The following is a 12,497-nucleotide window of genomic DNA, read 5'->3' on the forward strand; positions in this document are numbered from 1 at the left end:
ATGACTCGTACCGTTGTAATCAATCAAGTGATTGATAAAGGAATTGATTGATTATGATTGATGATCCTGCGAGCGACGATCGGCTCGACCGAGCCTTCATGGCATTGGCCGATCCGGTTCGTCGGCAGATCGTCGCTCGACTGAGCCGTGGGCCGCAGACCGTCAATGAGTTGGCCGAGCCGTTCACGATCAGTAAGCAGGCGGTCTCCAAGCACATCCAAGTGCTCGAACAGGCGCAGCTGGTCACGCGAACGCGCGACGCGCAGCGCCGGCCCGTGCACTTGAACGTCGCCGCACTGGAAGCGCTGACCGCGTGGATCGATCGTTACCGGTTGATCCATGAACAGCAGTTCCGGGCGCTGGATGCGCTGCTCGAATCAACCAAAACCGACGATCCGAACGAAAGCAATCAGAAGAGAAAGGCAGAACAATGACCAACGCACTCACCGTCACGGCGCCGGAAGGGCTTCCCTACGTTGAATTCGAGCGTGAGTTCGATGCCCCGATCGACGCTGTCTTCCGCGCCCATAAGGAGCCGGAGCTGATCAAGCAGTGGCTCGGTCCGCGCGGCTACGAGATGGACATCGACCACTACGACTTCGTCTCACAGGGTGGCTACCGCTATGTGCACCGCACCCCGACCGGCGAGGAGTACGCCTTCAATGGCGTGTTCCACGTTGTGCGGGAGAACGAGTTCGCCATCCAGACCTTCGAATTCGAGGGCGTTCCAGATGTCGTCAGCATCGAATCTTTCACATTCGACGATCTTGGCAATGGGCGCACTCGGCTGCGTGGGCACGCGACCTACCCGAGTGTCGAGGCCCGCGATGGCATGGTCGCGAGCGGCATGGAAGGTGGCATGCGCGAAGGCTACGAGCGGCTCGAAGAACTGGTCGCCCGGTAGCGATCGAATCGCTCACTGCTCGCGTGTGAGCGTCGTGCCGGTCACAGTGATGCCGTATGCAGCCTCGAGCGCTGCGAGCGGGCACTCAAGCTCCGATTTGCGTGGGCGACGGGTTCCGGCGAACCCGATCACCTTGCAGCTGCGTTTGCGCCCGACGCCGCTCAGCCGCCACAAGCCGGTGAGACGACCATCGCACAGCAGCGGTGCAGGCTGCACACCTTGATCTCGGAGCCACAGCCGAGCGAGATGGTTCCGACTCACGAAGCGGTCGCGCGCCTTGGGATCATATGCGCACAGCAGTGCATCGAATTCGGGCAGGAGCCGCAGGCTCGGCGGGACCCGTTGGCCGGCGCGAGACACCACTTCCAACAGTGCGTGGTCCTGCGGCGTCGCGGTGGTCATCCGTGGCATCCGCGCGGACCGGGTTGCAATGCAGAGAGTACAACAGAGCTGCCCACGAGTACGCACCCCGCTGGTCGAGTGGCGCGCGAGCACCCTGCTGGTCGAGTAGCGCGCGAGCGCAGCGAGCACGCGTATCGAGACCCCGACACGCCGGCGTACCCGGTCTCGATACGCTCGCTGGCGCTCGCTACTCGACATTGAGAATAGAGGTGGTGGTTCCGGGCGGGTCTGACCTACTACTCGACAGACTCGCTTCTGATGTCCTGCGCTGGATTTGTCGGCCTGCTCGGAAGCACCGATTCACCCTTGTTCGGAAGGCCGGACCGGGCGTGGGATGTGACCTAATAGGACCCTGTCCACAGACTCGTCAATGTCTTGTCCGCCCGGCCCGGTGCGGTCATCCAATCGTTTATCCGATAGGAGACACCATCATGGTAACCACACAGGTAGCACCCTCGCAGGCGCGGATTATCGTCGCCGGCGTCGATACCCACAAAAGCACCCACCACGCGGCCGTCCTGGACCTGACCGGTGGTGTGCTGGGCGACGCCCAGTTCCCGACCACACCGGCCGGCTACCAGGCCCTGCTGGACTGGATTGGCTCTTACGGGGTCATCGACCGGATCGGCGTGGAACTGACCGGCTCCTACGGCGCCGGACTGACCCGGCACCTGAACGCGGTCGGCGTTCAGGTCCTCGAAGTCAATACCACGGACAAAGCCACCCGGGCCAGGCGCGGCAAGGACGACCGCATCGACGCGATCGCGGCCGGCCAGAAAGTCCTCGCTGGGATGGCCACCGCGACGCCGAAAGACACCACCGGGGTCATCGAGTCGATCCGGATGCTGTCGATGGTCAGGGATTTAGCCGTCCGCAACCGCACCCAGGCGCTCAACCAGATCAAGGACCTGCGGGTCACCGCTCCGGTGGTGCTACGCGAACGTGTTGCCGGGTTGAGCCTGAAAGCCCTCGCGAAAGAAGCCACCCGATTCCGCCCCGACCCCGCCCGCCTGGCCGAGCCCGAGCAGGCCGCCAAACTCGTCCTGAAACGGCTCGGGGACCGTGTCCTCGCCCTCACCGCCGAGATCAACACGGCCGAGCAAGAGCTGAGCGTGCTCGTTGCCGCGACCGCGCCGACCCTGATCAGCCGCCCCCAGATCGGTGTCCACAGTGCCGCGCAGTTCCTGATCTCGGCCGCGGCGAACATCGACCGCTTCCCGGGCGATGCCGCGTTCGCCAGGCTCTGCGGCGCAGCCCCCGTCCCGGTATCCTCCGGCAAAACCCACCGAATGCGCCTGCACCGCGGCGGCGACCGACAAGCCAACAAAGCCCTCCACATGATCATCGTCGGCCGGATGAAAAACCACCCCGAAACACTCGCCTACCTCCAGCGTCGACTCGCCGAGGGACTGTCCAAAAATGACATCAAACGCGCCCTGAAACGCTTCCTCGCCCGCCAAGTATTCAACGACCTCAAAACCGACCTCAACCGGACTTGACATCTATAGGACCATCCACCGGTGGTGCGCTCGCTGGCGCTCGTTACTCGACCACCTGTGGTGCGCTCGCTACTCGACCACCGGGGCGCCGTCAGCCGCACTGTCTAGGCTTGTCGCATGGCGACGGTCATCCTCGTGCGGCACGGTCGCACCACCGCGAACGCCGACGGCGTGCTTTCGGGGCGCACGGCCGGGGTCGCGCTCGACGACGTCGGACGGGAGCAAGCCGCACGACTGGCGGAACGCCTGGCCGTCGTTCCGCTCGTTGCCGTGATCTCCAGCCCAATGGAGCGTTGCCGGCAGACGGCCCGTGCAATTGTCGACCGGCAGACCGGCGCACCGGTACGGGCGATCGAGCAGGGCATCACCGAGTGTGACTACGGAGACTGGCAGGGCCGAGCGCTCCGCGAGCTCGCCGCCGAGAAGCTCTGGTCGATCGTGCAGACGCAACCGTCGGCCGCCGTGTTCCCGGGCGGCGAGTCGCTTGCGGCAATGCAGGCGCGGTCGGTTGCCGCAATTCGGCGTCACGACTCGGCGCTCGCTGCCCAGCACGGGCCTGGAGCAGTCTGGGTTGCGGTGAGTCACGGCGACATCATCAAGTCGATCCTGGCCGACGCGCTCGGCATGCACCTGGATCTGTTCCAGCGCATCAATGTTGCTCCCGCATCGATCTCGATCGTGCGATACGGGCCGAACAGCCCCAGCGTGTACGCCGCCAACACGATCGCGGGCGATCTGTCTTGGCTTCGGGCTGCGCGTGCGGCCGCAGATGCCCCAGTTGGCGGTGGCGCTGGCGAAGTCCCCGGCACCGACTAAGGCGCCGCTCGTAGGATTACGACATGCCCACTATTGCCCACGTCTTCGACTGGCCCGATCGGATCGTCGTCGGCACGATCGGCGAACCGGGGTCGCGCACGTTCTATCTACAGGCATGCACCGGTGCCCGAATCGTCAACATCATGCTGGAAAAGGAACAGTCGGCAGTGCTCGGGGAGAAGATCGACGAGATTCTTGATCAGCTGATGGCGGGGGAGGGCAACCCGTTCAGCGTGCCGGCCGTGACGCCGATCGAGCTCGTCGACAACGATCCACTGCGACAGCCCGTCGATGTGCAATTCCGCGCCGGAACCATGACGCTCGGCTGGGACCCGGCAACCGCGCAGGTCGTCATCGAGGTCTTTCCATATGTCGATGCGGAGGACCCCGATTCCGATCTGGCGACCGCGGCGCCTGCTGAGATGATGCTGGTGCGCATTCCGGTCGGCACCGCTCGGGCGTTCGCCAAACGCACGCGCGAAGTGGTCGGGGCGGGCCGGCCCGTTTGCCCGTTCTGTGGCAATCCGATGGATGCGAGCGGGCACGTCTGCCCGCTACCTGACGACTTCTGATGGTGGCGAACGTCGACCCGGATGACGGTCAGTTCGAGCACGGACAGATCGAGCGTGGCAGGCTTGAGCGCGGTCGGCTTGACAATGCAGAACTCACGCTCACTGGTCGGATCACCTCGGCATCGAACGCGACGTTCCTCGGAAGCATCGACGGTGTCACGGTGGTTTACAAGCCAATTGCCGGCGAGCGTCCGCTCTGGGACTTCCCCGACGGCGACCTGGCGAGCCGGGAGACCGCGGCGTATCTCGTCTCCGAGGCATTCGGCTGGAATGTTGTGCCCCGCACGTGGCTGCGCGACGGGCCGTTCGGCCCAGGGATGGTACAGCTGTGGCAGGACGTCGATTCAGCTCAGGTCGCCGTCGATCTGGTCGCAGCGCATGCTGTGCCCAGCGAAGGCTGGCGCCTCGTGTTCGAGGGGCGGGACGACGATGATCAACCCGTTGTGCTCATCCATGAGGACTCGCTCGCACTGAGGCGGATGGCCGTGTTCGACATCGTCGTGAACAATGCGGACCGCAAGGGCGGCCACATTCTCACGATGACGGATGGGCACCGTCACGGCGTCGACCACGGGCTGACGTTTCATGCGGAGCACAAGCTGCGCACCATCCTGTGGGGGTGGTTGGGTGAACCACTGAACGGCGACGAACTCAGCGGGATTGAACGCGTGCGGTCGCAGCTGCAACGCGCCGGCGACCTGAGCCACGCGCTCGCCGTACTACTGACCGAGCCCGAGGTTGCCGCACTGCAGGCCCGATGCGACCGTCTACTGGCTCGACGGCGCTTTCCCGCCCCGCATGGCGAGATGCCCGCGATGCCCTGGCCGCTGTTCTGATCAACCCGTTCGATGGTCGAGTAGGCCGCCCGCTACTCGATCAACGGGATTGTTCAACCACCCCAGCCACGCCCGAAGAGACCGTCGAAACCGCCGGAGCCTGAAGCCCAGTCTCCGCGTCGCGAGCCGAGGTACGAGCCCACAACGGCGGCGCCGAGATCGTCGGGTTCCGGGGCGACGACCGTGCCGCCCACCCGCCGTGCCATCGAGTCGATGAACCGGGCCAACCCGGGATCTTCCCCGAGCCGGAAGAATGTGGTGTGCGCTCCGAGGCGCCCGGAATTGTCAAGTTCGCGCACCGAATATGCAATCGTCAGCGGGTCGGGCGGGTAATTGAAGTACACCTCACCGTCGGGCTCCAGATGCGAGGTTGGCTCGCCGTCTGTGACGATCAGAAGCACCGGTTGCGCGTTCGGATGCTTGCGAAAGTGGCGGTTCGCCAGTAGCAGTGCATGGTGCAGATTCGTGCCCTTGTCCCAGAACGCGTCGAGCCCGATCAGGTGCTCGATCTTCATCACCTCTGCGTGCCTGCTGAACCCGATGAGCTGCAGGTCATCCCCGCGGAATCGGCTCGTGATCAGCGTGTGCAACGCCAATGCAGTGCGTTTCATGGGCACCCAACGGCCATCCATCGCCATCGAAAACGACGTGTCGACCAGCAGGGCCACGCACGCCTGGGTGCGCGCCTCGGTCTCCTGAACCTCGACGTCTCCGATTTCGATCCGGATGCCTGCGCCACGCGAGCCGACCCCATTCGCGCCTGCGCCACTCGGGTCGCCGTCGTTCAGGTCCCCCTCACTTGCAACACGGGTGAGCGCATTCGTGATCGTGCGCGTCACATCCCACGGTTCGGTGTCGCCGAATGCCCACTCGCGGGTGGCGCCGGAGCGCTCACCAGCTGCGCCGGCCTGGCGTACGTCGCGGTTGCCCTGGCGGCTGGACATCGTGCTCGCGATATCACGAAGCAGTGTCTTTCCGAGTCGGCGCATCGCCTTGGGTGTGAGTTTGTACGCTCCGTCGGAGCCGCGCTTCATGGTGCCGGAGTCGCGTAGGGCCTTCTCGAGTTCTTGCAGGGTTCGCGCGTCGACTGCGGCCTCGTCGCCCAGCTGGCGCGCCAGTTTGTCGATATCCACGTCGTCCAGGCGGGAGCCGCTGTATGACTGGGAAAGCTGTTCGGCCAGCTCGTCGAGGTCGGCGATGTCTTGGAACACTCCGGTGCCATCGCCGAGGCCGAGGCCCTCCTCGCCCTCCATTCGCTCGGAGCCCCCCCAGTTCTCGCCGGGGCGCAACGATCTGAGGTTGTCATCGAGCCTGCCGAGGGACTGCATCAGCTCGTCAGAGCCGAACGCCTGCTGCGCGAGCGCGTCGAGTTCGTCGCGCTGTTCCTGGGTCATCGAGTTACGCATCCGCTGGGCTGCCGCCGCCCGCTGGGCGAGCGCGTCGAGAAGCTCGTCGATGTTGCGTGGTTGTTCGGGAAAATACTCGCCGTGCTTGCGCATGAACTCGTCGAACTGCTCGGGGGTATCTTCGCCGCGCCGGTGCGCATCCAAGAGCTCGTTGAGGTCATTCAGCATCTCGTTGATTGCGGCGCGATCAGCGTCTGAGGCGTTCTCCAGTGCCTTCTTCATGCCGGCGAAACGCTGGTCGAGCAGTTCGCGGCCGAGGAGGTCTTTGATTTTCTCGTAGTCTTCGCGTGCTTCGCGGCTGCGCCAGTCGTAGTCGCTCAGTTCGCTGACCGCGGCCGCGGGCGATGCGGGAAGGTTGTCGAGTTGCAACTCGGCCAGTGCACGGTCGGCGTCGTCCATTTCGACATCGCGGGCGAGCTGCTTGCGCTCGTTCAGCACGGCGCGGTCCAGGAGCTCCTTGATCTGCTGCAGAGTGCCGTCGAGGTTGTGCTTCTGCGTCAACTGGCGTCGACGCTCGGCGACGCGACGTGCGATGTCGTCGAGCCCAACACGTTTCCTTCCGGTCGGTGAGCCTGTCGAAGGGCCGCGACGCAGGAATTCCCTCATCGCGCGTTCGGGCGACGAGCCGGACATCACGTCCTCGCCGATGGCAGCAAGTGCCTCGGACAAGTCGACCGGTGGCGCGAGCGGATCGGGCCCGCCATCGTATTTGCCGTAGCGGGAATCCCGGCGCAGTCGATGATTGGCCCTAGCCATAGATCGTCTCGCCTCCTCCGGTCTCCTTGCTGATCTTGCGTGCGAGGTAGAGGCCCTCGAGCGCCAGCTCGATCGCACCGGCTTTCCGGCCGTCCGTGTTGGCGTCGAGTCGTTCGCAGATCTCGTCGTAGAGCTCGGACTCACCGAGCACCGGCAGCCCGGTGAGAAAGTCTCGCGCCGCGACCTGTTCACCGGTGGTGACCATGACTCCGCCCTCGATGGCGTCGACCAGAACTCCGAAGTCGATCCGCGCAAAATGCGCCCTGACAGCCTCCGCGGTCGCGACGCGGAGCAGATGATCGAGAATCTCGTTCTCACGGCCTTCCTCACCAGACTCGAACTCGATTTTCCCGCCCAGTACATCGACGGCCGTCTCGAGATCAACGGGTCGGGCGACGGCCTCGTTCTCGCCTTGCCGCGTGGCTCGGTGCAGCGCGGCGGCCGCGATGGTTTCTGCCCCGGCGATCGCGAAGCGAGCACTCACGCCGCTGCGCTGGTCGACCGTGCTCGACTCGCGCAGCGCTCGAGTGAAGCGCGCGAGGATTTCGACAAGGTAGTCGGGAACATCCGCCACCAGCTCTGCCTCTTGACGGATGATCGCAACCTCGTCCTCCAACTCGGTCGGGTAGTGTGTGCGGATCTCCGCGCCGAACCGATCCTTGAGAGGGGTGATGATCCGGCCTCGGTTGGTGTAGTCCTCCGGGTTGGCGCTGGCCACGACAAGCACGTCAAGTGGGAGTCGCAGCACGTAGCCGCGAATCTGGATGTCGCGTTCTTCCATGACGTTGAGCATCGCAACCTGGATGCGTTCGGCCAGATCCGGAAGTTCGTTGATGGCCACGATGCCCCGGTGGCTGCGCGGGATGAGGCCGAAGTGGATCGTTTCGGGGTCGCCGAGGCTGCGCCCTTCTGCGACCTTCATCGGGTCGACGTCGCCGATCAGGTCTGCGACGCTCGTGTCCGGGGTGGCAAGTTTCTCGGCGTACCTCTCGTCGCGGTGGCGCCAGGCCACGGGCAGGTCGTCACCGAGTTCGGCGGCACGGCGGATGCTGGCGGTCGTGATCGGCTGGTACGGATGCTCACCCAACTCCGAACCGTCGATCACCGGAGTCCATTCATCAAGCAGGCCGGCCAAGGTGCGCAACACTCGCGTTTTGCCCTGCCCGCGCTCGCCGAGCAGCACGATGTCGTGCCCGGCGATCAGTGCGCGCTCGAGCTGCGGGATGACGGTGGAATCAAACCCGTGCAGGCCGGGCCAGGGGTCGCGCCCGTCACGTAGAGCGTCAAGCAGGTTGTCGCGGATCTCTGCGCGCAGGGTCTTCTGCCCGTGCCCGGATGCTCGAAGCTCACCAAGGGTTGCAATGGTTGGTCGGTTCACCTCTCCAACGCTACGCCGATCCTGCCCGCGTTGGTCGAGTAGCGAGCGCTAGCGAGCGTATCGAGACCAGGGGTCTTCCATGCTGCACAGTGCGGTCTCGATACGCGTACTCGCTGCGCTCGTGCGCTACTCGACCAGCAACCTCGGTGGTCGAGTAGCGAGCGCTAGCGAGCGTATCGAGACCAGGGGTCTTCCGTGCTGCACGGTGTGGTCTCGATACGCGTACTCGCTGCGCTCGTGCGCTACTCGACCAGCAACCTCGGTGGTCGAGTAGCGAGCGCTAGCGAGCGTATCGAGACCTGGTACGCGTACTCGCTGCGCTCGTTCGGTACTCGACCAGCAACCTCGGTGGTCGAGTAGCGAGCGCTAGTGAGCGTATCGAGACCTGGTACGCGTACTCGCTGCGCTCGTGCGCTACTCGAGATCCATCGTCGTTTCTGGCGCGGCGTAGCCTGGACACATGCCAACAGTACGAGGAAGTCACGTTCCGCCACCCGTCTGGTTCGCGGCCACCCTGATCGTTCAACGGATGCTGTCGCGAAATCGAGCCTCCACTGCGGCTTCGCGAACCGTTTCCGGCGTGATTACCGCTGCGTCCGGCCTGCTCGCGATTTCGTCGGTAGCGACGCTCGTGCGAGCCGGCGCGGAGATCAGCCCGGTGCATCCGGAGCAGTCAGCGGTGCTTGTCACCGAAGGTCCGTTCCGGGTCTCGCGCAACCCTGTGTACCTCGCACTCGCGGGCATACTCGTCGCCAACGCGGTGCTGCGTCGCTCGATTGTCGCGCTCGGGGCCGTGGCCGGGTTCGTGGCGGTGCTCGATCGCACACAAGTGCCCGCAGAGGAGCAGGCGCTCAGCAAAACGTTCAAGCGCGAGTACGAGAAGTACCGCGCGTCGACGCCGCGGTGGATTGGTCGCCCCGCGGTGCGCCGCTGACCAGGCGGAGTTTCATGCGGTAGCCGAGCCCGCTAACCGAGGGGCGGCGGCGTTTTCAGGTCGCTGAGCGGCGTCGACTCCAGGTGGAGCGGTGTCGTGACCCAGTGCGCCGTGAACTCGTGCGTCGTGATGTCGCAGGCGATTTGCAACCGATGCGGCGTCTCGATGAAGACAACGTCGAACCGGAGATGTTGCTGATCCGACCAGCCGCCCGCGACGGCGATCGGCACGAGATCGGATGCGGCGTCCGCGACGTTCCACTCGCCGGCCTTGAGAAGCGCCGAAAGCTCGCCGGACTCGTCGACCAGTGTGACCCGCCAGGTCGCCGATTGTTGCGCTACGTGCACCGCATGCAGAGACGGCTGCGCTTCGCAGCTGCCGCCGACCGGGGTGAATGACACGTCTTCAGTTGGTCGAGTAACGGGCATCAGCGAGTGGAGCGAGACCTCGTCGGCGGTCTCTTGGTCTCGATACGCTCGTTCCTCGCTACTCGACCAACGGAGGTGACCAACGGAGTCGGGCAACTTGGCGCTCCCCGGAGGTAGCGGCAGCTGCAGGGCGTCCATGCGCGCGCGCAGCCGGTCGTCGGCATCGGCGGACGGCGTGCCAACTCCCGAAAGCGCGGGGAGGAGCTCGCGCCACACGATGTCCAACGTTTCCTGCATGTCGTTGGTCTGGCTCGTGATGGCGATTACGGCATCCTGTTCGGGCAGGATCAAGCAGAACTGACCGCACGCGCCGTCGCCACGGTAGCCGTGGCGCGACATCCAGAATTGAAATCCGTAGCCCTGCCGCCAGTCCGGCCCGGCGGACGGGTCGTCGGGGAACGGAACGGTCGTGGCGATCTGGAAACTGCCGGCCTGTTCGACCCACTCTTCGGGTAACAGTTGCGTGCCGTTCCAGGTGCCGCGCTGCAGGTGCAGCTGACCGAGGCGGGCGATCGCATCCGTCGTGGCGAAGAGTCCGCTGAAGCCGAGGTCTTGGCCGGGCGGATACTGCTGCCAGCCGATCGGGCCGATGCCGAGCGGGTCGAGCAGGCGGGGGCGCAAGTAGTCGGCGAGCGACAGGCCGCTCTTTTTCTGGATGATGGCCGCGAGCGTGTAGGTGGCCGGCTGGTTGTAGGCGAAGTAGGTGCCGGGATCGCGCTCGGGCGGCAGCATCAGAAAGCCTCGGACGAGGTTTTCTGGATCTGCCTGCCCTGCTTGAGCGAGCGTGTCGAAGGTGTGGCCGGTCGCCATCGATGCGAGGTGACGCACGAGGATCGAGCGGCTGCGGGCATCCGTCACGTCGGCGTCGAATTCGGGGAAGTAGGAGATCGCCGTGGCATCGAGGTTCAGAAGACCCTCTGAAATGGCGATGCCCGCCGCAGCCGAGGTGAAGCTCTTGCTCAGCGAATAGAGCAGGTGGCGCCGCTGCGCCGCGTACGGCGTCCACCAGCCCTGGGCGATCACTTGGCCGTGGCGCAGGATCATCAGGCTGTGCGGATCCTGCGTCGGCGAGCCCTCAAGTGCATCCAGAAAGCGCAGGATGCCGCGGGCATCCACGCCCTGTGCGGACGGTGTGCTCGCGGGCAGCGGTGCGTGGTTCATCGGGGGTCCTCTTCATCATGGGCGATGCCCGGAAATCGCGCGATACTCAGCCTCGGACAGTCATTACCGGTCGTTGCCAGCGTATCGGCCACGTCGATTTTGCGAAGGATGTACTGGTGCCAAGTCGCTGATCATTGCCTCGCGGTCGATGTTCAGGCTGGGGCGAATACCGACAGGCCCAGCGCTCGGGCGGAGTCGGCCATCCGTGCATCGTAGGTCACGACGTGTTCCACTCCGATTCGGATGGCGGCTGCCAGGTGAAGGGCGTCGAGTGAGCGCAGGTTCGCGCCCGGCCCGGTCACCGACCGGCGAGCAGCTCGAGTGTGTCGACGACGCGGTTGGAGAATCCCCACTCGTTGTCGTACCAGGCGACCACTTTGATGTTGCGTCCATCGACGCGAGTCAGTGCGGAGTCGAAGATGGCAGACGCCGGGTTGCCGGTGATGTCGGAGGAGACGAGCGGGTCATCCGAATATTCGAGGATGCCGGTGAGCGGCCCCTCCGCAGCCGTGCGGTATGCGGCGAGCACCTCATCGCGCGTCACATCGCGTGCGACGACCGTGTTGAGTTCGACGAGCGAGCCGACCGGAACCGGTACGCGGATCGAGTCGCCGGACAGCTTTCCGTTGAGGTTCGGGAGTACGAGGCCGATCGCCTTGGCGGCACCGGTCGTCGTCGGCACGATATTGACCGCGGCGGCGCGAGCGCGGCGCGGATCGCGATGTGGGCCATCCTGCAGATTCTGCTCCTGGGTGTAGGCGTGGATTGTCGTCATGAACCCGTGCTCGATGCCAGCGAGCTCATCAAGCACGTGTGCAAGCGGAGCGAGCGCGTTCGTTGTGCACGACGCGTTCGAGATGATTGTGTGGGCGGCCGGATCGTAGGCATCCGTGTTGACCCCGAACGCGATCGTGACATCGGCGCCGTCCGACGGAGCGCTGACCAGCACCTTCTTCGCCCCGGCCTCGAGATGAACGCGTGCCGCGGTGGCCGACGTGAAACGACCGGTCGACTCGAGCACGACATCGACTCCGAGGTCGGCCCACGGCAGCTTCGCCGGGTCGCGCTCGGCGAGCACCTGGATGCGCCGGCCGTCGACGACGAGGGTGTTGCCGTCGACGGTCACCGGGCGGCCGAGCCGACCGCCGGTTGTGTCATAGGCGAGCAGCCGTGCGAGCGTGGCCGGCTCCGTCAGGTCATTGACGGCGACGACCTCAAGGTCGCTCTTGCGTTCGAGCAGTGCGCGCAGCACGTTGCGTCCGATGCGTCCGAATCCGTTGATTGCAATGCGAGTGGTCATGGGTGAAGTCCTCATTCTTTGTCTTTCGTTACCAGACTCTCGCGAAGCGTCCGTTCACGACAGCGGCGCGATCGCCATGGTCCGAAAGGATCGCGCCAGAGCGCC

The 12,497-nt window shown here is 65.0% G+C and carries 14 protein-coding genes; 8 read left to right on the forward strand and 6 right to left on the reverse strand.

What is annotated here, in order from left to right; all coding sequences use genetic code 11:
• The first annotated feature begins 53 nt into the window (after positions 1-53).
• Together QU604_RS02935 and QU604_RS02940 are read left to right on the forward strand one after the other, a co-directional pair.
• Positions 54-434, forward strand: a complete 381-nt coding sequence (locus tag QU604_RS02935; protein ID WP_308467307.1) for an ArsR/SmtB family transcription factor — start codon at positions 54-56, stop codon at positions 432-434.
• Positions 431-904, forward strand: a complete 474-nt coding sequence (locus QU604_RS02940; RefSeq protein ID WP_308467308.1) for an SRPBCC family protein — start codon at positions 431-433, stop codon at positions 902-904. Before QU604_RS02935 ends, QU604_RS02940 begins: the two co-directional genes overlap by 4 nt.
• A 12-nt stretch (positions 905-916) precedes the next feature.
• Here QU604_RS02940 and QU604_RS02945 read toward each other — a convergent pair whose 3' ends face one another.
• Positions 917-1,306, reverse strand: a complete 390-nt coding sequence (locus QU604_RS02945) for a DNA glycosylase AlkZ-like family protein (protein ID WP_308467309.1) — start codon at positions 1,304-1,306, stop codon at positions 917-919.
• A 431-nt stretch (positions 1,307-1,737) separates the two neighbouring features.
• Here QU604_RS02945 and QU604_RS02950 point away from each other — a divergent pair, with 431 nt between their 5' ends.
• The 4 genes from QU604_RS02950 to QU604_RS02965 all read left to right on the forward strand — a co-directional run bounded on the left by QU604_RS02950 (position 1,738) and on the right by QU604_RS02965 (position 5,029).
• Entirely contained in the window at positions 1,738-2,805 is a 1,068-nt protein-coding gene (locus QU604_RS02950; protein WP_308467310.1) for an IS110 family RNA-guided transposase, read from the forward strand.
• 117 nt (positions 2,806-2,922) lie between these two features.
• Positions 2,923-3,621, forward strand: a complete 699-nt coding sequence (locus QU604_RS02955) for a histidine phosphatase family protein (protein ID WP_308467311.1) — start codon at positions 2,923-2,925, stop codon at positions 3,619-3,621.
• 23 nt (positions 3,622-3,644) lie between these two features.
• Positions 3,645-4,193 carry an Rv2134c family protein gene (locus QU604_RS02960; RefSeq protein ID WP_308467312.1) on the forward strand — a complete coding sequence of 183 codons (549 nt, stop codon included), beginning with the start codon at positions 3,645-3,647 and terminating at the stop codon, positions 4,191-4,193.
• On the forward strand, positions 4,193-5,029 hold the full coding sequence (locus QU604_RS02965) for an Rv2133c family protein (RefSeq protein WP_308467313.1): 837 nt from the start codon (positions 4,193-4,195) through the stop codon (positions 5,027-5,029). Before QU604_RS02960 ends, QU604_RS02965 begins: the two co-directional genes overlap by 1 nt.
• A 53-nt stretch (positions 5,030-5,082) precedes the next feature.
• On the opposite strand, the gene QU604_RS02970 is transcribed toward QU604_RS02965, so the two are convergent.
• Positions 5,083-7,191 (reverse strand): VWA domain-containing protein, encoded by a 2,109-nt coding sequence (locus QU604_RS02970; RefSeq protein ID WP_308467314.1) that lies wholly within the window; start codon positions 7,189-7,191, stop codon positions 5,083-5,085.
• Positions 7,184-8,569 carry a magnesium chelatase ATPase subunit I gene (locus QU604_RS02975; RefSeq protein WP_308467315.1) on the reverse strand — a complete coding sequence of 462 codons (1,386 nt, stop codon included), beginning with the start codon at positions 8,567-8,569 and terminating at the stop codon, positions 7,184-7,186. The genes QU604_RS02970 and QU604_RS02975 overlap by 8 nt, the downstream gene beginning before the upstream one ends.
• 195 nt (positions 8,570-8,764) lie before the next feature.
• Between QU604_RS02975 and QU604_RS02980 the strand changes: the two genes are divergently transcribed.
• Positions 8,765-8,929, forward strand: coding sequence for a hypothetical protein (locus QU604_RS02980; protein ID WP_308467316.1), 165 nt, complete (start codon positions 8,765-8,767; stop codon positions 8,927-8,929).
• Between the two features lie 100 nt (positions 8,930-9,029).
• Complete coding sequence (locus QU604_RS02985) at positions 9,030-9,503, forward strand: methyltransferase family protein (protein ID WP_308467317.1); 474 nt, start codon at positions 9,030-9,032, stop codon at positions 9,501-9,503.
• 32 nt (positions 9,504-9,535) lie between these two features.
• On the opposite strand, the gene QU604_RS02990 is transcribed toward QU604_RS02985, so the two are convergent.
• The 3 genes from QU604_RS02990 to gap form a co-directional block, all read right to left on the reverse strand.
• Positions 9,536-11,092: a serine hydrolase domain-containing protein gene (locus QU604_RS02990; protein ID WP_308467318.1), complete on the reverse strand. Its 1,557-nt coding sequence runs from the start codon at positions 11,090-11,092 to the stop codon at positions 9,536-9,538.
• A gap of 152 nt (positions 11,093-11,244) precedes the next feature.
• Complete coding sequence (locus tag QU604_RS02995; protein WP_345784275.1) at positions 11,245-11,445, reverse strand: PIN domain-containing protein; 201 nt, start codon at positions 11,443-11,445, stop codon at positions 11,245-11,247.
• Entirely contained in the window at positions 11,391-12,392 is a 1,002-nt protein-coding gene (gene gap / locus QU604_RS03000) for a type I glyceraldehyde-3-phosphate dehydrogenase (RefSeq protein WP_308467320.1), read from the reverse strand. Before gap ends, QU604_RS02995 begins: the two co-directional genes overlap by 55 nt.
• Positions 12,393-12,497 lie beyond the last annotated feature (105 nt).

The organism is Rathayibacter sp. SW19 (assembly GCF_030866825.1).
GTDB classification, from domain to species: Bacteria; Actinomycetota; Actinomycetes; order Actinomycetales; family Microbacteriaceae; genus Rathayibacter_A; species Rathayibacter_A soli.